Annotated in this window: 16 protein-coding genes and 2 pseudogenes; 12 read left to right on the forward strand and 6 right to left on the reverse strand. The window is 57.4% G+C overall.

The features are described 5' to 3' along the window. Nucleotides 1-17 precede the first annotated feature (17 nt). Nucleotides 18-1,535 (reverse strand): amidase, encoded by a 1,518-nt coding sequence (locus tag IE091_RS04435; protein ID WP_189462911.1) that lies wholly within the window; start codon nt 1,533-1,535, stop codon nt 18-20. Nucleotides 1,536-1,669: 134 nt separating this feature from the next. Between IE091_RS04435 and IE091_RS04440 the strand changes: the two genes are divergently transcribed. The 4 genes and pseudogenes from IE091_RS04440 (at nt 1,670) to IE091_RS04455 (ending at nt 5,439) form a co-directional block, all read left to right on the forward strand. After that, nucleotides 1,670-2,770 carry a LacI family DNA-binding transcriptional regulator gene (locus tag IE091_RS04440; protein ID WP_229800748.1) on the forward strand — a complete coding sequence of 367 codons (1,101 nt, stop codon included), beginning with the start codon at nt 1,670-1,672 and terminating at the stop codon, nt 2,768-2,770. Between the two features lie 7 nt (nt 2,771-2,777). Further along, nucleotides 2,778-3,746 carry a sugar kinase gene (locus IE091_RS04445; protein WP_189462912.1) on the forward strand — a complete coding sequence of 323 codons (969 nt, stop codon included), beginning with the start codon at nt 2,778-2,780 and terminating at the stop codon, nt 3,744-3,746. Between the two features lie 34 nt (nt 3,747-3,780). After that, nucleotides 3,781-4,755, forward strand: coding sequence for a 2-hydroxyacid dehydrogenase (locus IE091_RS04450; protein ID WP_189462913.1), 975 nt, complete (start codon nt 3,781-3,783; stop codon nt 4,753-4,755). After that, nucleotides 4,752-5,439: pseudogene (locus IE091_RS04455) on the forward strand (HAD family hydrolase). The gene IE091_RS04450 and the pseudogene IE091_RS04455 overlap by 4 nt, the downstream one beginning before the upstream one ends. A gap of 119 nt (nt 5,440-5,558) precedes the next feature. Here the strand turns inward: IE091_RS04455 and IE091_RS04460 are convergent. The 3 genes from IE091_RS04460 to IE091_RS04470 all read right to left on the reverse strand — a co-directional run bounded on the left by IE091_RS04460 (nt 5,559) and on the right by IE091_RS04470 (nt 9,520). After that, nucleotides 5,559-7,247: a methyl-accepting chemotaxis protein gene (locus IE091_RS04460; RefSeq protein WP_229800753.1), complete on the reverse strand. Its 1,689-nt coding sequence runs from the start codon at nt 7,245-7,247 to the stop codon at nt 5,559-5,561. A 217-nt stretch (nt 7,248-7,464) separates the two neighbouring features. Next, a complete protein-coding gene (locus tag IE091_RS04465; RefSeq protein WP_189462915.1) occupies nt 7,465-9,240 on the reverse strand; it encodes a GGDEF domain-containing protein in 1,776 nt (591 codons plus the stop codon). Nucleotides 9,241-9,271: 31 nt separating this feature from the next. Further along, nucleotides 9,272-9,520 carry a putative hemolysin gene (locus IE091_RS04470; RefSeq protein ID WP_084123760.1) on the reverse strand — a complete coding sequence of 83 codons (249 nt, stop codon included), beginning with the start codon at nt 9,518-9,520 and terminating at the stop codon, nt 9,272-9,274. Nucleotides 9,521-9,611: 91 nt separating this feature from the next. Between IE091_RS04470 and IE091_RS04475 the strand changes: the two genes are divergently transcribed. The 4 genes from IE091_RS04475 to IE091_RS04490 all read left to right on the forward strand — a co-directional run bounded on the left by IE091_RS04475 (nt 9,612) and on the right by IE091_RS04490 (nt 14,906). Continuing rightward, nucleotides 9,612-10,232, forward strand: coding sequence for a DUF2201 family putative metallopeptidase (locus IE091_RS04475; RefSeq protein ID WP_229800750.1), 621 nt, complete (start codon nt 9,612-9,614; stop codon nt 10,230-10,232). Between the two features lie 48 nt (nt 10,233-10,280). Further along, nucleotides 10,281-11,294, forward strand: coding sequence for a helix-turn-helix transcriptional regulator (locus IE091_RS04480; protein ID WP_189462916.1), 1,014 nt, complete (start codon nt 10,281-10,283; stop codon nt 11,292-11,294). Between the two features lie 146 nt (nt 11,295-11,440). Beyond that, complete coding sequence (locus tag IE091_RS04485; protein WP_189462917.1) at nt 11,441-14,290, forward strand: PAS domain-containing protein; 2,850 nt, start codon at nt 11,441-11,443, stop codon at nt 14,288-14,290. Between the two features lie 163 nt (nt 14,291-14,453). Beyond that, nucleotides 14,454-14,906 (forward strand): pyridoxamine 5'-phosphate oxidase family protein, encoded by a 453-nt coding sequence (locus IE091_RS04490; RefSeq protein ID WP_189462918.1) that lies wholly within the window; start codon nt 14,454-14,456, stop codon nt 14,904-14,906. Between the two features lie 225 nt (nt 14,907-15,131). Here IE091_RS04490 and IE091_RS04495 read toward each other — a convergent pair whose 3' ends face one another. Continuing rightward, on the reverse strand, nt 15,132-15,764 hold the full coding sequence (locus IE091_RS04495) for a hypothetical protein (protein ID WP_189462919.1): 633 nt from the start codon (nt 15,762-15,764) through the stop codon (nt 15,132-15,134). 202 nt (nt 15,765-15,966) lie between these two features. Between IE091_RS04495 and IE091_RS18640 the strand changes: the two are divergent. From IE091_RS18640 to IE091_RS04510, 4 genes and pseudogenes are all read left to right on the forward strand, one after another. Beyond that, nucleotides 15,967-16,566, forward strand: a pseudogene (locus IE091_RS18640) (hypothetical protein). A 112-nt stretch (nt 16,567-16,678) separates the two neighbouring features. Next, the gene (locus IE091_RS04500) at nt 16,679-17,263 is read left to right on the forward strand and encodes a DUF2201 family putative metallopeptidase (protein ID WP_229800752.1); all 585 of its coding nucleotides are present in this window, start codon (nt 16,679-16,681) and stop codon (nt 17,261-17,263) included. 40 nt (nt 17,264-17,303) lie between these two features. Continuing rightward, nucleotides 17,304-18,335: a helix-turn-helix transcriptional regulator gene (locus IE091_RS04505; RefSeq protein ID WP_189462921.1), complete on the forward strand. Its 1,032-nt coding sequence runs from the start codon at nt 17,304-17,306 to the stop codon at nt 18,333-18,335. Between the two features lie 198 nt (nt 18,336-18,533). Further along, nucleotides 18,534-19,037, forward strand: coding sequence for an opioid growth factor receptor-related protein (locus IE091_RS04510; protein ID WP_189462922.1), 504 nt, complete (start codon nt 18,534-18,536; stop codon nt 19,035-19,037). Nucleotides 19,038-19,379: 342 nt separating this feature from the next. On the opposite strand, the gene IE091_RS04515 is transcribed toward IE091_RS04510, so the two are convergent. Continuing rightward, the coding region (locus IE091_RS04515) for a hypothetical protein (RefSeq protein ID WP_479694284.1) at nt 19,380-20,042 on the reverse strand (663 nt) is incomplete at its 5' end.

Below are 20,042 nucleotides of genomic sequence, written 5' to 3' on the forward strand. Positions count from 1 at the left end.
ATTGACGGGGGCGTAGTTTACCCTGCCTGAGCTGCAAACGCTTGCCGAGGCAGCCTCGCCTGCCAGTTTTCCTGCTGCTCCAGGGCGGCGGCCAACTGCAGCAACTGGCGGTCTTCCCCCAGCCGCCCAACCACTTGCACCCCCACGGGCAAGCCGCTTTGCGCCACGTGCATCGGCAGCGACATGGCAGGCTGGCCGGTCAGGTTGGCCAACTGGGTAAAGGGCGTACGGCTCAGGGCATCGACGGCCAGTCGCTTCAACAGCCCCGCCTTCAGGGCCAGCGCGGGCAGGCCCGGCACCGCCAGCAGCGCCATCAGCCGTTCGCGCAGGGCCGACGGGTACAGCTCCCCCAACCTAGGCGCGGTGTCTGCGGCCACGGGCAGCACCAGCACATCATGACGCTGATGAAACTGGCTCATCTGCTCGGCGGCAACGTGCCAGTAGCGCTTGGCCGTCTCGTACTCCCAGGCAGAGAGTTTGGCGCCCAGGCGGCCAATGGCTCGGGTAGAAGGCTCCAGAGGCAGGCGGCCGAGCGGCACGCCGGTTTGCTGACTGATCCAGCGCAGGTCTGCCGCCAGGTGGCCCAGGTAGAGCGTCAGGTAACTGTCGGCAAGCGCCTCACCGTCGACCGGCGGGTCGCACCACGCTACCGTGTGCCCCATCTCCTCCAGCTGCTGGGCGGTTTTCTCGATGGCCATTTTCACCTCTGGATTCAACCGTGTACCCAAACTGCGCCCAAAAGGCTCCCCCAGAGAGATCGCCACCCGCAAGGGTGGGCAGGTTTTCGACAGCGCCTCCACATAGCCGCGTTCCGCAAGCACCGGGTAAGGGCCCGAAGGCGCCATGCCATTGACCTCTTCCAGCAGGGCCGCACTGTCACGCACGCTCCGCGTGATCGCATGCTCCACGACCGCCCCCTGCCACACCTCACCATGGGCTGGCGCCAGCGGCACACGGCCCCTGGAAGGCTTGAACCCGAACAGCCCGCAATAGCTGGCAGGGATACGAATGGAACCGCCGCCATCGCCTGCCAGCGCCAAGGGCACCATGCCCCCGGCCACCGCGGCCGCCGCCCCACCGCTGGAACCACCGGGCGAATAGCCTGCGCACCACGGGTTTTCAGGGTGGGCAAATGCCTTGGGCTCGGTGATGCCCATCAAGCCAAGCTCCGGCGTGGCCGTTTGGCCCACCACCACCAGCCCCGCCCTGCGCGAGCGCTGGATGAACAGCGAGTCCTCGGCAGGCCGCCAGTCGCGTAACGCAGCACTGCCGAATGCCAAGGGCTCCCCTTTGAGCGCCATCAACAAGTCCTTGCTCAAGGTGGGCACACCGGCAAAACAGGCCGAACTTTCTACCTGCTGGCTTTCACGACGCGCCTGCTCGACCCGCATGCGCACCACGGCCTGCAGCGCCGGGTTAGCCTGCTCGATGGCCACCAGCGCGGCCTCCAGCACCTCTTCCCGGCTCACCTGCCCGCCACGAATCAGCGCTGCCAGCCCCGTTGCGTCGTACTGTTGATACTCGTGCACGTGCATCGCCACCCTCCCGGTTTTCTTTCAGCGTAGCAAAGGCTGCTCGGGCATTGGCCACACAGGCATTGCCCACATTTGCCTTGACCATATGGGCATATTGTCTTGGCGATATAAAGGTATTAAGGTGAAACCTTATCATGGGAACGTTCCCATTCACTCATTTGCATCAGGTCGTCGTGCTCATGCTCTCCTCACGCGCAACGCTCATCGAAGTCGCTCGGCTGGCAGGTACGTCCAAAACCAGCGTTTCACGTTTCTTCGGCCCAGAGCGAGACAGGCTGTCTGCCGCCTTGCAGGCGCGTATCGATCAAGCGGCCAAGAGCCTTGGCTACTCCCCCAACCAAATGGCACGGGGCTTGAAAGGCAGCGGATCCAGACTGCTGGGCATGCTGGTCGCCGACATACGCAACCCGTTTTCCGTGGCCATCGTTCATGGAGTAGAGCAAGCGGCACGGGCACAGGGTTACTCGCTGATCGTGTGCAATACCGATAACGACCCCGAGCTGGAAACGCGGCATCTGGCCTCGCTATCGTCCTACCGAGTGGAGGGATTGATCGTCAATGCGGCCGGGCAGCCAGAGCGCGCATTGAAAGCCTGGGCACACAACGGCATCCCCCTGGCCCTCATCGACCGCGACGTCGCCAACCTGGACGCCGAGACCATCGGCCTCGATAACGCACTGGCCATCGACCTGGCGCTGGAACACCTCATGCAGCGGGGGTATCGCGCGGTACTGTATGTCAGCGAGCCTCCCCAGTTGGCCAGCGCTCGCCAGGAGCGGCTGCAGCGCTTTCGACAACGCGTGACGTCACTGGGCATACAGGGCGAAACCCTGACATCCCTCGACGACCCACAGGCAGCCTCACGGCTGCGCGGCTTCGTTCAACGCCATCGCCAGGCCCCTTGCGCCGTACTATGCGCCAACGGCAACGCCACCCTGGCCATGGTTCGCCATTTCCAGCACCAGGCCATTTCTCTGGGGCCCGTCGGCCTGATCGGTATAGACGAGCTGGAGTGGTGCGCCCTGGTGCCTCCGGGCATCACCACGCTGGCCCAGCCCACCAACGCCATTGGCCAAGCCGCCGTGACCAGCCTGCTGAACCAGATCACACGGTTGACTGGCCCCCAGGCGATAGAGCAACCGGTGCAGTACCGCCATGCGCCCACTCTCATTGCCCGAGGCAGCACTCACCGCCAGGGCCTGCAAACCAACACGACAACCCAAGACAACACGTGAGGCCCCGATGACACACCCCAAACCCTCCCCCAGCGTTCTTACCTTTGGCGAAGCCATGGCCATGTTCGTGGCAGAGACTCCCGGCGAACTGGCCACCGTGGAGCATTTTCAGCGGCGCCTGGCGGGGGCGGACAACAACGTCGCCATCGGCCTGGCCCGACTGGGCTTTGACGTGGCCTGGATGAGCCGCGTAGGTAGCGACAGCTTCGGGCAGTTCATTCGCCAGGCACTTGAGGCGGAAGGGGTAGACAGCCGCCATATTCATACCGACCCCAGCCACCCCACCGGCTTGCTGTTCAAGGAGCGTGCCGAGCGCGGGGCAGACCCCAAGGTCACTTACTTCAGGCGAGGCAGTGCTGCCAGCCATCTGTGCATCGAAGACGCCGAAAGCGTCGATATGGCCGCCCTTACCCACCTGCATGCCACCGGCATCACGCCTGCGCTTTCCGAAAGCGCCGCGCAGTTGAGCCGCCATATGATGCAGCAAGCGCGCGCGGCGGGCGCCAGCGTCTCTTTCGACCCTAACCTTCGCCCAACGCTTTGGACCAGTGATGCCCTGATGCGCGATACCCTCAACGCCTTGGCCGCCCTGGCCGACTGGGTGCTGCCGGGCTTGTCCGAGGGCCGCCTGCTCACCGGGCAAACGTCGCCCGAGGCCATCGCCGACTTCTACCTGGAACGAGGCGTCAAGGCGGTCGTCATCAAGCTGGGCCCAGAAGGCAGTTATTATCGAGGAGTGCTGGGCGGCCAGCTGGAAAGCTTTAGCGTGCCCGGCCAGCCGGTTGCCAACGTGGTCGATACGGTCGGCGCCGGTGACGGCTTTGCCGTCGGTGTGATCAGTGCGCTGCTGGATGGGCTGCCCCCCTTACAGGCACTTCAGCGCGGCAACCTGATCGGTGCTCAGGCGGTGCAAGTGGTTGGCGACATGGAGGGCCTGCCGACCCGCCAGCAGCTCATGCAGCTGGAGCAGCTCTGACACCCCCCACCCCATCATGATCACTGGAGAGCACATGAAACCGCGTATCATCGTTTCAGGGCGTCTCAGCCCTGCCCAACTGGCCGAACTGGACGAGCACTTCCAGCTCATCGAGCTGGAAAGCCCATTGGATCTGACTCAGCCCAACGTGCGCGAAGCGCTTCGGGAGGCACAAGGGATCATCGGCTCCAGCCTGCTCATCACCGATGAGCTGCTGGAAGCCTCCCCTGCCCTCAAAGTCATCGCCACCATTTCCGTCGGCTATGACCATCTGCCCGTCGATGAACTGACCCAGCGCGGCATCCTGGTATGCAACACCCCGGATGTGCTCACAGAAACGACGGCAGATACCGGCTTTGCGCTCATCATGGCCACCGCACGCCGAGTGGTGGAACTGGCCAATTGGGTCAAGGCGAACCAGTGGCAACAGAGCCTTGGCCCAGCGCTGTTCGGCAGCGACGTGCACGGCAAAACCTTAGGCATGGTGGGGTTTGGTCGCATCGGCCAGGCAGTGGCCAAGCGCGGCGCTCTGGGCTTTGGAATGCGCATCCTCTACTCCAATGCGTCCCCCAAGCCAGACCTCGAACAGGCGCTGGGCGCACAGCGGCGTGAGCTGACCGCACTGCTGGCCGAGTCCGATTTCGTGTGTCTGACGGTCCCCTTGACCGCCGACACGGAACACCTCATCGGTGCTGCCGAACTTGCCCGCATGAAGCCCTCGGCCATTCTGGTCAACATTGCCCGCGGCAAGGTGGTCGACGAACCCGCCCTGATCGAAGCGCTGCAACAGGGCGTGATCAAGGCAGCCGGGCTGGACGTGTTTGCGCAAGAGCCTTTGGCCCATGACTCTCCCTTGCTGCAGATGACCAACGTGGTCGCGCTGCCGCATATAGGCTCAGCCACCCATGAAACCCGAGACGCCATGGCGCAACGCGCGGTGGACAATATCCGCATGGCCCTGCAAGGCCAGCGCCCTATCAGCCTGGTCAACGAGGAAGTCTGGAAATGAACACGACTGGCCAATCGGCGGAACATGCCGCCTACTGCTTGTTGTTCGATTGTGACGGCACGCTGGTCGACAGCGAGACGCTGCTCGCTGACGTGATGGGCGACGTTCTGCCGGAATACGGGCTGCCCTTTACGGCCCGGCAATACATGGCGGAGTTTCGCGGAGTACGTTTTCACACCATCGTGCATACCCTGGAGGAGCGCTTTCAAGCGCTGGAAGAAACCCGATTGATACAGCTCGAAGCCGCCATGCGCGCGCGGTATGGAAGCACGCATGCAGGCCGAGCTACTGGCCATAGAAGGCATGCCGGATGCGTTGGCCCAACTGGCCCACCACCCCAAGGCGGTGGTATCCAACGGCCCCGAGCGCAAAATCCGCTGCGCCCTGGAGTGCACGCAGCTGACGCACCATTTTTCGGGCAACCTGTTCAGCGCCTATACCCTGAACGTCTGGAAACCCGATCCGCAGCTGTACTTGAAGGCCGCTGCCGCCATGGGCTACGCCCCACAACAGTGTGTGGTCATCGACGATGCCGCCGTAGGCGTGCAGGCCGGCCTGGCGGCAGGCATGCACGTCATCCACCTGAACCACTTCCCGGAAGAAGAGGCCACCCCCGCAGGCGCGATCGGCATTCATCATGCCAGCGAGCTGCCGGAGGTACTGCATCAGCTCGCGCAACGCTGACATCAAACCACTTGATCAACCACGTAGCTGCCTGCTCCTAAGGCTCTCTAGTCTGGATGCCTACAATAAAAAACCAGCCGCCTAAGCGACTGGTTTCAGGACCAAGGGAGGGGAAGAACTCAGAACTGTTCCCAACCGCCTACTGTCGAGGGTTGGGCTGGCAGGTTGGGCTTGCCTTTCACGCTGTCGAGGCGAAGCGAATCGGGGCGGCGCAGCGCCGGTAGGCGGTGGGGCTGAGAGTTGGTATGACGGTTGGAAGTTCTGAACGCGTTCACGCTGTTATTCAGGGAAGCGGCTTCTCCGCTGAGCGCATCGGCCACTCGGCGGTAGCTTTCCATGTCGGAAGCACTGGCTTGCGTCGTGCTGTCGATCTCGGCGATGGCCAGCCCGATCTGTGCAACCCCGTCGCTTTGCTCACTGGCGGCGCGGCTAATCTCTTCCATCAGGTCGTTGACGCGCTGGCTGGCCTGCTTGATGCGCAGCGTGGCCGCCTGGGTTTCACGGGTGTGGGCCACGCTTTCCAGAACGCTCTGGTTGGTGTCCACGATCATGCGCTGCACTTCCTTGGCCGCTTCGGCGGTCTGGTTGGACAGCTTGCGCACCTCTTGCGCCACCACCGCAAAACCACGCCCATGCTCCCCTGCCCGAGCAGCCTCCACGGAAGCGTTCAAAGCGAGAATGTTGGTCTGGAAGGCAATCGCATCGATGGTCTGCACCATGTGCTTCATGCGCTCCGACTGCTTGGTCAGCACTTCCATGGCCTGCGCCAGCTCATCGGTCAGGCGGGATGCCGTGCTGACCTCTGCCAGATTGGTATCTGCCGCCTTGCTCGCCAGCTCCGCGTTGGACGCGCTTTGGCGCACGGTACTGGAGATCTCTTCCATACTGGCAGCGGTTTGCTGCACGGCGGAAGCCTGTTGCTCCAAACGATCAGCCATGTTGCTGTTGTTATTGAGAATCTGGTCGACCACCGGTCTGATGACTTCCATATTGCGCTGGATGTCGCTAGCCGTGGAAAGCAACGAGCGGCGCATCAACTGGAGGGCTTCCAGCGTCTGACGTAGCGATTGGCGCTGGTGAGAAGGAATGGCCGCATTCAGATTGCCTGCCGCCAGTTGCAGTGCAATATCTTTCAACGAACCGACCGAACGGTTCAACGACCCCAACAGCAAGACATTGACGCCACAGATCAGCCCTGCCAGCACCAAGGCCAACACTCCCAGCTGCCACCCCCCCAGCGCATAGTGCTGAGTCACCGCCAGGCCAGCGTCCAGCAGTACCACGCTGGCCAGCGTGGCGAACAGCAGGCGCGTTTTGACGCTTTCCCAATGAATGGATGGTAGCTTGCCCAATAACCCACGACGCTTTAACTGCCCACGCTTCAGATAGTAGGGGCACGTCTTTTCGCGCATTTGCCGGTAAATGTTATCGAAGTAGCGCGTCTTTTCCTCTTCCGCATAAGAGCGCAGCGATGCGTACCCCTGGAGTTCTCCTTTATCCATGACCGGCACGACATTGGCATGCACCCAGTAGTGGTCCCCATTCTTACGGCGGTTTTTTACATAGCCCTGCCAAGAGATGCCTTCACGCAGGGTGGCCCACATATCGCGGTATACTTCAGGGGGCATATCCGGATGACGAACGACGTTATGGGGTTCGTTCATCAGCTCTTCGATATCAAAACCGCTGACCTCGATAAACCGAGGATTCGCGTAAGTGATATAACCGTTAGCATCAGTACGCGAAATCAAAAAATCATCAGGATCAATAGGATAGTTCACCTGGGAGACATAGCCATTGTTTCTCATCACACACCCCCTCGTTATCGACTGCCTTGGCAGCACCCATCATTGGGCTTATGTAACTACTATGGAGGGAGATATTAAAAAAGTAACTAGGCCAGCAGGAGATGTGACATTTGTTGACATTCACTAAAAACAACGAGATCAACAACTATAAAAACGATGTTTATCATTAGCCAGACAACAAACTTATAACAACTCTTCTACACAACTTGCATAACATTTAAAAAGCATCAATAAACGACTGATCCGCTTCAGTCTGCTGCCAGATCACACAGCGATCTCGCCCACGGTTCTTCGCCTGATAAAGCGCCTGGTCTGCCATCTTGATCAGCGAATGTCGGCTGTCGGCATGCTCGGGGTACGCCGCAATACCGCACGAAAGCGTGATGTAGCCCAACGGTTGCTGGAGGTGGAACAAGGCATGGGTACGCAGCGTCTGCAACAGCTCGTTGGCCCGTCGTTCGGCCTCATCGAGGTCGGTCACTGGCAACAGCGCCACGAACTCCTCCCCGCCCACGCGGCACACCACATCGCTCCCGCGAAAGCAGCGTGTCAGCAGGTTGGCGACTTCGATCAGCACCGCATCGCCCACATCATGGCCAAAGCTGTCGTTGACGTTCTTGAAGTGATCGATGTCGATCATCAACAGGCAAAGCGGCTGCCCACTCTGGGCGGCGCGCTCCATCTCTTCATCCAGCAGCGTATCAAAGTGGCGCCGATTGGGCAGCCCCGTCAAGGCATCCTGGAGCGACAATCCCTTCAACTGGTCCACCAGTTGATCCAGCTCCGCCGTGCGCGACTTCACCTGCGCCTCCAGCGTCAGGTTCGCCAGAGCCAGCTGCCGCTGCGTGAAACGGTAATGCCACAGCGAGACCCCCACGATGGCCATCGAAAAGCCCAGCGCCCCAACGCTCAAAGGCACTTGCCGCAGCGCCACCAGCCCGTGGGCCACCAGCATATCGAGCACCAGCAAAGGCGCGAACATTACAAAGCTGAACACCAGCAAACGTTGCTCCAACGCCAAGCGGCGCCATGCCACCAGGGTGATCAGCAGCATGCAGGGCAACGTCAGCAACAGCAGCACGTCAAACACGGGAAAGGTCAGGGCCAAGTTCAAGAAGCCGAACTGCACCAGCCCCATCGTCACCACCAGATACCCCAGATGAAGCTGCCAGAAACGCGCCATCCAGCGCTTGGCCGACCCCACCAACCAGTGGCTCAACAGCAGCCCCATGGCAATGGGCAAGGTAAAATAACTGGCGGCGCGCAGCATGTCCCAGGCCAAGGGGGCATCGGCAATCAGCTGCCTCGCAGGCGTTTCGGCCAACAGCATCAATCCGGAAGCACAGGCGAACAGCGCCGTGGCACCAAAGCCTCGCCGGTCAGGGCCCATCAGCGCAAAAATACCCGCAAGCGTTGCCAACAACAGGCTGAATGCACTGACCGCCAGGTCTTTCGCTGACGCCTTCAGCATCGCCTTAAGGGCGCCCAGGCGGTCCATGACCCGAACATCGCCCCATAAACCAATGCTGGTGTAGTCCGAATAGATGCGTATTGACAGGGTCTGGCCCGCAAAATCGTCGGGCAGCGGAATCAAATGCCACGGCCAACCAATGAAGCGCGGCTGCTGCATATCGCCGTGCTCATAAATCAGCTCATCCCCCAAAAACACCTGCCCGACCAGATTGATGCTGGTGATGTGGATCACCGGATCACGCCAGTTTCCCTCAGGCAGTACGGTCCTGAACCAGACATATTGCCGCCCCTCGCGCTCGGGCGGGTTCGATGGAAAGGCAATGGCCTGCCAATCGCGGCTCGGCTCCGATAACCAGAGTGGCTCCCCTTCGCTGCCCAATGGCGAGTCCCCCCAACGGTACTCCCACTCCCCCAATGGAGAAGGGCCCTGGTAGCCGTGAGCCAGCCCAGAAAGTGCCAGCAAGGCACACAGAGCAGGCCACCCCGCCAGGGTACGCCATCGAGAAAGAAGCATCGCCATGACCACGTGCACTATCAGCCACCCAATAGGATTAGAAGTTATCCAGCCGTTCCGTACGGTAAAGATGCCATTCATTCTCTACCCGGCCATCTGGCAAGCGGCAATAACGCCCCGTCCCCAAACGGCTTTCACGGGTGATACGCTCGCCTCCCCGTGCCTCACAATGTTCAGCCGCCGCCGCTTGCATGCTCGGCGCCTGCTCACCCCCCGCCGTGGCACATCCCGCCAGCAGTACGGTCATCCCTACCGCTACCCACAGCGGCCAATAACGTAATCTCATGTCATATTCCTCAACGCAATGTCAGCCGTGCGACCTGCAGTGTCGCACCTTGCCAGTACGCTGCCTTCATCGACACAAAGGAGGCAGCGCAATGGATCCTATGACGCCAACGGCAGTACAGCAGCAACTGGCCCGACAAGAGCAACGAAAGTGGGAGCAGGACCGTCTCGAATGGGCAGACTCACATCCATTGATGGCACTACTCAGCGAATGCCTGACGCTTACCCCACTGATCAGCCAGCGGTTCGATACCGCCAGCACCGATGGCCGTCATCTCTATTTTTCACCCGACTATAGCGCTTCTTTGACGAACGAGTCGCGACGTTTTTTACACGCACACCTCATCTGGCACTGCATGGCCGGCCACCTGAGTGCCCCACTGGTAGCGCATCGTCATCGCTGGCACCTGGCCTGCGACCATGAAGTCAACGCCCTGCTGCTGGCACTGGACTTCCCGCTTCCCAGTAACGCGCTCCTCTTCCCCGTCTGCGTAGGACGCAGCGCCCTGGACGTATACCAATGGCTGGAAGGACACCCCGATACATCGCTGGAGTCCACCATCGACGTGCATCCCGCCGCCCTTTGGAGCCATCTGCCGGGCACGGCGCCTGATGAACGTGTTCTTGCCCTGTGGCGTCGGCGCGCGCACATGGCCGCCCGTGAAACAGGCACGTTGCCCGAAAGTGTCGCTAAGTTTTGTGAGGCGCGATAAACTAACGGTTTGCTAACGAACGCTTTCTTTTTGCCAGGGTTGGCCGTCATGTCCGATGCACGCGATACGCTCTTTCGTCATATCACCATGCTTCAGCTGATACCGCGCTACCCTGGCTGGATATCGACCCCGGCCCTCAAGGAAAAGCTGGCCGAACATGGCTTTTTGGTCGATATCCGCTCACTGCAACGCGACCTGGGCCAAAAGCTCTCCAGCCAATTTCCGATTGGTTGCGACGACAGCCAAAAACCCTACCGCTGGTATTTCGACCGCGATTACCAATGCCAATTGCCCGCCCTCGACGTACCCGGCGCGCTCACCCTGGTGCTGGCTGAAGAGTACCTCAAGGGCCTTCTGCCGCCAGTGGTCATCAGCCAGCTCGACCCCCATTTCAACGACGCCCGCCAACTGCTCGAACAGCTGGCCGCCAACGGTTTGAGCAACTGGGCACGGCGAGTTCGCGCCATTCCCAATGGCAAGGCCCTGATTCCTGCCGCGCTCGATGAAGCCACTTGGCACACGGTTGCCCAAGCACTGCTCGAACAGAAAGCCATCGACGTGCAGTACCTCTCACGCTCTGCCGAATCCGAAAAAGCCTTCACGCTACACCCGCAAGGGATCGTCAGCCGCCACAGCGTTACCTATCTGCTGGCCCATGTAGACGGCTTTGACGACCTGAGGCAATTCGCGCTACACCGCGTCAAGCACGCTGCCCTGAGCGACCGAGCCTGGCAAGCACAAGAAGGTTTCGACATCGACCATTACATCCAGCAAGGCGCCTTTGGCTACCGCCAAGGCATCGAAGACATCGAACTGGAAGCAGAGATCAGCCCTTCTGCGGCCTGGCTGCTGCAGGAAACCCCGCTATCGGAACAGCAAAGCATCACCCCGGGGCCTCAGGAAGGCTGGTATCGGCTGAACGTAACCGTCCCCAACGACCAGCAGACGCTCTGGTGGCTGATGGGCATGGGGGCCAACATCAAAGTGCTCGCCCCCCGTGAATGGCAAGACGAGCTGAAAGCCACGGCACAGAAAGTCCTTGCCCACTACCCCTCTCATTGAGCCACTCACTGAGCCAGGCCCCTACATTCCACAATTTTTCACATCTGCGCTAGATACCGCGATACCGCCTGTATTTACACTATGGGGAGGTCAGGCATGCCCCTTGATGGCGTGCCAATGCATTTCAGAGAGTGGTGGGTCACGCCATGAAAGAGCCAACGATTCAACGCAATCCCGCAACGCCACCCCTCGTGCGAGCCATCAGCGAGCTGCTGGATGACCGTGCCGATGCACGCTTCGACCGCGTGACTCGGCTGGCCCAGCAAACCTTCGGCGTTTCGATGGCGGTGATCTCTTTCATTCACCAGGCCAAGCTCCTGTTCAAGTCCTGCCAAGGAATCGACCTGCCCTCCCTGCCCCTCGACCAGACGTTTTGTGGCCATGCCGAGCTGGACGATGCGCCGCTGATCGTCGAAGACGCTCGGCAAGACGCCCGCTTCGCTCGACTTCCCGTTGTCACCGCCGCCCCGTTTCTACGCTTTTATGCAGGCGTACCGCTGCGTATTCATGGCCAGCGCATTGGCACACTCTGCCTGCTGGACCCCGAACCCAAGCAGTTGAGTAGCGAGCAGCTGAGCCTGCTATGCGATATGGCCGCCATGGTAGAGGAGCTGGTGCAGAGAGACATCGACTACGGCACCTCGCGCTCCGGGCTGGTTCAGGAACTGCAAGCCAGTCGAGACGAATTCGCCTCGCTGCTCAGCAACATGCCCGGCGTCACGTTCCGCTGCCTGCCCGACGACAACTGGACCATGCTGTACATCAGCGGCCAAATCGACCAGATCAGCGGCTACCCGGCCGAAGAGCTGCTGAACAACAAATCCACCAGCTACGCCGAGCTGGTACACCCCGACGACGGCCCCATGCTGACCGAACAGGTCAACCTGGCGCTGGAACGCAAGGAAGGCTGGCATTTCGAGTACCGCGTTCGCCACCGAGACGGCAGCTGGCGCTGGGTCGAAGAGCGCGGCAACTGGGTACCTGGCAATGCGCAATACCCGCTCATCATGGAAGGCTTCATTGTCGATATCACCCGCGAGCACGAAGCCCGCAGCCAACTGCGCAAGCACCACGACGCCCTCAATCTGCTTAACGATATCGCCTTTCAGCCCGCCGACACACTCGATGCCAAAATCCAATACGCCCTGGCCCGTGCCAAGGCCTATCTTGGCCTGGACCTGGCCGTGATCAGCCAGATCGAAAGCGACGTGTACACCGTGCGCTGGGTCGATGCGCCCGACACCCTGCCCATACCGGCCGGCTACAGCCTCCCCGTCGACCAGACCTGGTGCCAACTGCTGCTTTCCGACCAGCAGCACGAGCTGTTCATTGCCAACGTCTCCGACAGCCGCTACCACCATCATCCATGTAACCAGAGCTTTCCCATCGGCACCTACGCAGGCATTACCCTGAACGTAGAGGGCCAAATATTCGGCACCCTGAACTTCACCTCCAGCCACTCCCGGCTGGGAGAGTTCGATGAAAGCGAGACCCTGTTCATGCGCCTGCTCGCCCGCTGGCTCTCGGACACGCTCACCAACAGCCTGAGCAACGAACGGGTCACCAAACTGATGGCCCAATTGCCCGGCACGATCTACCAATACCGGCTATTTCCCGATGGTCGCGCCACTTTCCCGTTCAGCTCTCCGCAGATCGAGGCGCTCTACGGTATTACGCCAGAAGAAGCCGCCCAGGATGCAGGGCCTGCGTTGGCCACCATCCACCCCGACGACCTCGATAACGTCGCGGCCAGTATCGTGCACTCCGCCAACACCCTCGATTACTGGGAAGCCACCTACCGCGTCAAGCAACCCGACGGCCACTACCGCTGGACCACCGGCCAAGCCCGCCCAGAATGCCTGGCCGATGGCAGCGTGCTGTGGCACGGCTACCTGTACGATATTCATGAACAAGAGCTGGCCCGCCTGGCCATGGAACGCAACGAAAGCCGCCTGCGCGGCCTGTTCGAATTTGCCCCCATCGGCATCGCCCTGAACGATTACGAAACCGGACGCTTCATCGACCTCAACGACGCCCTCATCCAGCCCTCCGGCTTCACGCGGGAAGAGTTCGTCAACCTCAGCTACTGGGACCTGACCCCCAAAGAGTACCAACCCGAAGAAGAGCTGGTGCTGACCAGCCTGGCCACCCATGGCCGGTACGGCCCGTTCGAAAAAGAGTATTACCGCAAGGACGGCAGCCGCTACCCGGTGCGCTTGCAAGGCATGCTCAGCCAGGACCCGGATGGCAAATGGGTCATTTGGTCGCTCATCGAAGACATCACCGAACGGCGTCGGCTGGATAAAATGAAGAATCAGTTCATCGCCACGGTGAGCCATGAACTGCGTACCCCGCTCACCTCCATCAACGGTGCGCTAGGGCTGCTGGCCGGGGGCGCACTGGGGGTCTTTCCACCCCAGGCCGCCGCCCTGCTCGATACCGCCCTGCGCAACGGCCAGCGCCTGACCATCTTGATCAACGACCTGCTGGACATGGAAAAGCTGGTGGCGGGCAAGATGTCCATGAGCCTGGAAAAGCAATCACTCATGCCGTTGGTGGCCGAAGCCATCGAATCCATGGCAGGCTACGGTGAGCAGCATCACGTGAGCATTCAGACATCGCCCCACTGGCCCAGCGTGCAGGTCAACGTGGATGGTCAGCGCCTTATCCAGGCCCTGACCAATCTGATGTCGAACGCCGTGAAGTACACGCCGGAAGGCGGCGCCATCGAGATCGACGTTAACTACCATGACGGCAACACCACGATTGCCGTGCGCGACCAAGGGCCGGGGGTAGACCCTGCCTTTCAACCGCATCTCTTCCAGCGATTTTCACAAGCTGACGGCAGCGACACACGCAAGCTTCCCGGAACAGGGCTAGGTCTGGCAATCACCCGAGAAATCGTTCAGCAACTTCATGGGAGCGTCCAGTACCGGGATGCACCACAGGGAGGTGGCGTTTTCTGCATTACGCTTCCTGCAGAGCTGATTTGCTGACATCCCTCATAGCAACTATGGCTAATGGCAAAGCTTGTACAGAAACACAACTCACTGACAGTTTTTGCATAACTGGCTACCTGATCAGCAGGCTCACCACGCAGACCATTCATAAGGAGAGTGAATCATGTCTAGCCCAGAGCATAAGCAAAAAATCTGGTAAATGATCAAGGACATCAAAATCGGCATGCTGGTGACATTAGATCAGGATGTGCCCAGGGCTCGCCCTATGCATCTGGTGCAGGATGAGTATGATGGCACACTATGGTTTTTCACTCGCCGCAGCGCCGAGAAAGTGCTGGAAACCCAGAGTGATCATGACGTATGCCTGAGCTTCTCGGACCAGGATGATGGCGTTTATGTGTCTTTATCTGGCAAAGCCAACGTTATCGACGACCAGGCACTGATCGACAAATACTGGAGCCCTTTCGTTGCTGCCTGGTTCCAGAACGGCAAGGAAGATCCAGATATTGCCCTGCTCGAAGTGAAAGTGGAGATGGGCGAGCACTGGAAAGCCAAGGAGAGCAAAACGTTCCAGCTTTATGAAATTGCCAAAGCCAACCTCAAAAAAGAGGCCACGCCCGATTTCGGCGAAAACGAGAAATTCGGTGGATAAGCCACTCATAAAGCGCCCGACGAGTCGGGCGCTTTTCTTGTTCATTGGGAGTGCTGTGGTTTGGCTGGTTAGCTCCTCATACAGACTATCAGTGATTCCTGTCTCAGCCCCGCTTTGCCATTGTTTGCCCCTGTGAACCGTGGCTGTACGCCGCTCAAGATGTCGCTCCCAAGCCATCAGTACTCTAATGCAATGTCATCAATGAAATTCAATGATAGTTAATAATCAGCCTTGGATCTCAAGAATCACTATTTGAAAGGCGCGACCAGCTACTGGTTCAAGTTTAGAGTTAAGGTAAGGGACCATAGGGTCTGAAGCTATTACATTCACCTCAACATCGCCCATATCATGCTCGTCCAACACAGTATCAATTCGGCGTATCAAGTTATCGACAGTATCTTTCTCTTCTTGGCAGTTTCGCGTCAGCACTAAATAGTTGGTTTTCAAGCTATGTCGCTTAGCAGTGCAGCTAATCTTAGCTAATCGCCGCATGTCACTGATTATACCTTGCATATTGCTATCTTTGCGCTTGAACTCCAAGATATGCGCAGGACGGCCTTTCTTTCCTGTGTGTATTACCAGATCAAACCTTCCATCTGAGCGCAAATCAGTGTCTTCAAGCAATTCAGAGATGTCACCGACATTCATGTCGGATGCTTCAAATGTCCGCCTTACCTGAGCTTCCAGCCGATAACCGAAATTCAAAAAATTCTTTGCAAAATAGTCCGCCACACGCATCGTCATGAAGTATTCCGGCATGCGATGTAGGGAAGAATGAGAAACTTGCTGTGCTTCTTCATGTGCCTCAAGCAAGGCCTCCATGATGGCATTAATACGGTTATTTGGTGAAGACTTCATATATCTTTCCTAAGAGATTATTGATCTATTCTCGTAGACTACCACACTCCACCACGTTGTGAAGGGTTCATAAGGAGGCCTGCAACCAAGTATACGGCTGGAAGTACTGTCTGTTGCGACCTGGGCGATCAGGCTGACCATAGGAGTTATCCTTCGTTAGCCATCAGGACGCTTCTTCAACAATTCATCGGCAAGTAAGGTCATGGCCATCAAGCTGCATAAACAATCGACCAAGCGCCACAGATCCGTGCCAAGATTCAGTCAGCGCCCTCCAACATAACGGATAGCGAGCTGGCCCGGCAGTATGGCTTCGCCACCACAACTATCCGGCGCTGCATTACCGTGAACCGATCGTGCGTGAATCACCCTTCTCGCCATGCTAAAACGGTATAAGGAGCCAACGCTGGCAGAAACAACGCGGAAAAATGCCAGTGTCGACGAGAAGCCTCTTTACAAGCTCTTCAAAATGCGGACGGTACTGAACAGGGTAGGTAAGCGCAGTCCCGCGTGCGCTATCCCGTCTTTTCAGCATCAAAAACAGCTGAGTCGAGCCGGAAAGGCTGCAAACGAATGGCATGATGAGCGCTTCAAAGGCCATAACAGCGACGTGCTACCAACCCGGCGTATACCTTAGGTAAAGACCTGAAGCAGATGCTCAACGATACTGCTGGCTGTACAGTCACCATATCCTGCAAAAAGTGCTGCCTCACCAATCACCGATCACGGTGATGAAGGAATGGCAAACCAAGGGCTTGGGTTATTTACCAAACGGGTGGTCAATTACACGGAACCCGACACCTAGCACAAATGCTTAAGCGACACATAATGTCGCAACCACGTTATAGCCTCACCCTCTCTTATCAAGGAAGGTGGTCGCGAAGATGACAATGAGCGAGTGTGTAACGACCCAAAAGATGACTCAGCAGGAAACAGCCAAGTGGTTAGCTGATCGTGAGCGGTGGCAACATGAGCTGCCCATCATGGGCTACTTAAGCCAGTTTTTAACTGTCACGCCGGTGGTTGACTCCGCGTTCAATAGTGCAAGCACAGATGGTAAATCTCTCTTTTTTTGCCCCCAATACAGCGCTACGTTATCTGATACCTCTCGCCAGTTCTTGCAGGCGCATCTCATTTGGCATTGCGTGGCCGGCCATCTGATTGCACCGCTCGTAGCCGACTATCAACGTTGGCACCTTGCTTGCGACCATGAAGTGAATTCGCTGCTGTTAGCACTTGAGATTCCTTTACCTGCGGATGCCGTGCTCTTTCCCGTGTGTGTGGGGCGTAACGCATTGAGTGTTTACCGCTGGCTGGAGGGGCACCCTAATCTTTCAGTTGAAGCCTCCATGGATATACATCCCGCCGCCTTGTGGCATGCCTTACCTGACACCCAAGTCTCGCACAGCACCCTTATGCTGTGGAGACAACGTGCCCACCTGATCGCTAAAGAGCCAGGTGCTTTGCCAGAACAAGTCGCTACGTTTTGTGAGGCACGCTAAACTCAACGCTTTCATGCATTCAGCCAAGGTTTGCGTCACTATGTCTGAGCCCCGCGATACGCTTTTTCGCTACTTAACCATGTTGCAGTTGATTCCTCGAGCACCAGGGCGTATCGCGACCCCCGTGTTGAAAGAGAAGCTTGCAGAGCGCGGGTTCAATATCGATACACGTTCGCTGCAGCGGGATTTAAGCCAGAAGCTATCCACGCAGTTTCCGATTGGCTGTGACGATAGCCAGAAACCTTACCGCTGGTATTTTGATCGTGACTTTCAGTGCCAGCTACCTGCGCTGGATGTGCCTGGCGCGCTGACGCTGGTTCTGGCGGAAGAGTACTTGAAAGGGTTGCTTCCTCCGGTGGTGGTCGGCCAACTCTCGCACCACTTTACCGATGCGCGAAAACTGCTGGACGATATGAGCACTAATGGGCTTAGTCAGTGGGCACGCAAGGTACGTGCCATTCCCAATGGCAAAGCGCTGATCCCCGCTGAGATTGACGAGGCAACCTGGCAGACCATTTCGCAGGCGCTCCTTGAGCAGAAAGCCGTTGACGTGATTTATCTATCACGCACCAGTCACTCTGAAAAAGCGTTGACGCTTCATCCTCAAGGCATTGTGAGCCGCCACAGCGCCACCTATCTGTTAGCTCATGTGGACGGGTTCAGAGACCTGCGCCAGTTCGCCCTTCACCGAGTGAAGCTGGCAACATTAAGTCATCAGCCCTGGCAGGCGCAGCACGATTTTAACATCGATGAGTATATCCAGGGCGGTGCGTTTGGATACCGTCAGGGGCCAAGCGATGTGGTTCTGGAAGCTGACATTACCAGATCCGTAGCGTGGCTATTACAGGAAACGCCGCTGTCAGACAAACAGTCGATAGAAGCATTGCCGGGCACTGACAGTTGGTATCGGCTAACCGCCCATGTACCGGATGACCAACAAACTCTGTGGTGGCTGATGGGCATGGGGCCAAATATCAAGGTCCTTGCACCTGATGTGTGGCAAGAAACGATCAAAACCAACGCAGAAAAGATGCTGGCATACTACGCCACCGAGCACTCTGCACCGTCATGAACAGCCTTTACTCCCAGGTTCTGACATACATGTTTTCCGCATGCGGAAAAAGCCACGACTTATCGTTTCTACACAAAGGAGGGTTACCATGCTCTATTTTGCTTACGGCTCCCACATGGCTACCCAGCGTTTAACAGATCGCCATGCGCGCGAGACGGCGTTATACGCGACGACAGAGCTCACTATGGAGGCTGTCTAATGGATAACGATACGCGCTTGATCGATTTTTACAGTGGCGAAGGGCTGGACCATAAAGGTCGGCGTCTAGAGGATATTTGGGCGCTGTCGTCCTTTTGGCTAGAACACACCCACGACTATATTCAGTGGCTGTTCCCTATTCCTGAGGCGGGCAGGTTTAACGGCTTTGCGCCCCTTTTAACACCCACCGTGCAAGCTGCCTTTCAAGAAAGCGATGTTATGCGCCAGCACCAGCAGCAATCGCTAGCGGTGATGCTTGATTTTTTTGGCCTCGCCCGGGATGGAAACGGCATCGTTGCTCAACCAACGTTAGCGATACCGACGCACATCTGGCTGAAAGCCGGTGGCCATAACCATTTACGCATCACGCGTATCATTCGGTCACTGGCGCTGTGTCATCAGCCAGGCCTCGCACGCACTTTTCAGCAAGCCGTCATCGAGATTGGCACCCACCGGGGTGTGGTTTCTGATTCATCAATTCAGTATTGGCGGGAGGCGTTTTAGTCCCACCCCCAGAATCGAGTGGTTGCAAACCCAGAAAAGACAAAAACGGGAATACTTCAAAGCAGGAAAAGATATGGTTATCTAATTTAGATGGCGTCCCTGGCAGGAGCACGACGAATTATACAACCATCTGAATTATAAGGAATTTAATAAAATAAAAAAATACGGTATACCAATTCATATACCATCTAATAGGCGTAAGAAAAATTTAGCCGAATCACACCATGAGCAAATGCAAGAGCACAAAATTTTGCACAACACCCTATTGTCTATAACAATAAGCGCTAATGGACTAACATGTAGCTCTCGTCAGGTTGAGAGCTACATGCATGCAAGGCTCCTTTAAATCTGAATATTGTTTTCTACATCAACTGATATTGCAACTGGTTCTAAAACATCATATTTCTGGCGTATTAAGTCATAAATATTTGTAACACCATCAATTTTTACGCTGATAACCAGAGCATACGAGACATCTGGAGCAGATGGCATTGCTATTGACCTACTAGTTTCACGAGCGAAGTACTGAATATCGAAGACTGGGTCAACTAGCTGTGTTTCAGCTTTAAAAGTATGGCAGTTATGCAAACATGTTTCCCATTTATGAGCGTCATCCCTATATTCTCTTTCAGTTTTTTTATACTGACTACCCATTCCAAAGAAACCTTTAGTTGTTTCATCGCCAATACCAACTAAGGGCCTGAATGAAACCCCAAGACCAGACCGAGTATAGTTAACCAAATGCTCTGGATCAGTATGAGATTGAATACAAAATGTTGCTTTTATCGTAGCTTCTGCATCAAGACCCGCATCTGGAAATGGTATAGGACATCTTAGAAACTCATTTTTCTCTAGTTTTCCTTGAAAAATTATAGTAGCAAAACCTTCTTCACATTCTAATATTCCTGAATCCGTGAAGCCGGCGCCGACACTTTCCCTATCACCGCCAGCGAGCACTTTTTGATCATTCGCCCCGTGCAAGTTGGCTTTCGCAAGCCCGTTATT

Origin of the sequence: Vreelandella hamiltonii (assembly GCF_014651775.1) — a bacterium.
GTDB classification, from domain to species: domain Bacteria; phylum Pseudomonadota; class Gammaproteobacteria; order Pseudomonadales; family Halomonadaceae; genus Vreelandella; species Vreelandella hamiltonii.

What these genes read in the sequence shown, in the direction of transcription:
- IE091_RS04440 (WP_229800748.1), top strand. Translation starts at nt 1,670, where the DNA reads ATGGGAACGTTCCCATTCACTCATTTGCATCAGGTCGTCGTGCTCATG.
- IE091_RS04450 (WP_189462913.1), top strand. Translation starts at nt 3,781, where the DNA reads ATGAAACCGCGTATCATCGTTTCAGGGCGTCTCAGCCCTGCCCAACTG.
- IE091_RS04510 (WP_189462922.1), top strand. Translation starts at nt 18,534, where the DNA reads ATGGATAACGATACGCGCTTGATCGATTTTTACAGTGGCGAAGGGCTG.
- IE091_RS04435 (WP_189462911.1), bottom strand. Translation starts at nt 1,535, where the DNA reads ATGCACGTGCACGAGTATCAACAGTACGACGCAACGGGGCTGGCAGCG.
- IE091_RS04470 (WP_084123760.1), bottom strand. Translation starts at nt 9,520, where the DNA reads ATGAGATTACGTTATTGGCCGCTGTGGGTAGCGGTAGGGATGACCGTA.
- IE091_RS04490 (WP_189462918.1), top strand. Translation starts at nt 14,454, where the DNA reads ATGATCAAGGACATCAAAATCGGCATGCTGGTGACATTAGATCAGGAT.
- IE091_RS04485 (WP_189462917.1), top strand. Translation starts at nt 11,441, where the DNA reads ATGAAAGAGCCAACGATTCAACGCAATCCCGCAACGCCACCCCTCGTG.
- IE091_RS04465 (WP_189462915.1), bottom strand. Translation starts at nt 9,240, where the DNA reads ATGGCGATGCTTCTTTCTCGATGGCGTACCCTGGCGGGGTGGCCTGCT.
- IE091_RS04445 (WP_189462912.1), top strand. Translation starts at nt 2,778, where the DNA reads ATGACACACCCCAAACCCTCCCCCAGCGTTCTTACCTTTGGCGAAGCC.
- IE091_RS04505 (WP_189462921.1), top strand. Translation starts at nt 17,304, where the DNA reads ATGTCTGAGCCCCGCGATACGCTTTTTCGCTACTTAACCATGTTGCAG.
- IE091_RS04495 (WP_189462919.1), bottom strand. Translation starts at nt 15,764, where the DNA reads ATGAAGTCTTCACCAAATAACCGTATTAATGCCATCATGGAGGCCTTG.
- IE091_RS04480 (WP_189462916.1), top strand. Translation starts at nt 10,281, where the DNA reads ATGTCCGATGCACGCGATACGCTCTTTCGTCATATCACCATGCTTCAG.
- IE091_RS04500 (WP_229800752.1), top strand. Translation starts at nt 16,679, where the DNA reads ATGACTCAGCAGGAAACAGCCAAGTGGTTAGCTGATCGTGAGCGGTGG.
- IE091_RS04460 (WP_229800753.1), bottom strand. Translation starts at nt 7,247, where the DNA reads ATGAGAAACAATGGCTATGTCTCCCAGGTGAACTATCCTATTGATCCT.
- IE091_RS04475 (WP_229800750.1), top strand. Translation starts at nt 9,612, where the DNA reads ATGGATCCTATGACGCCAACGGCAGTACAGCAGCAACTGGCCCGACAA.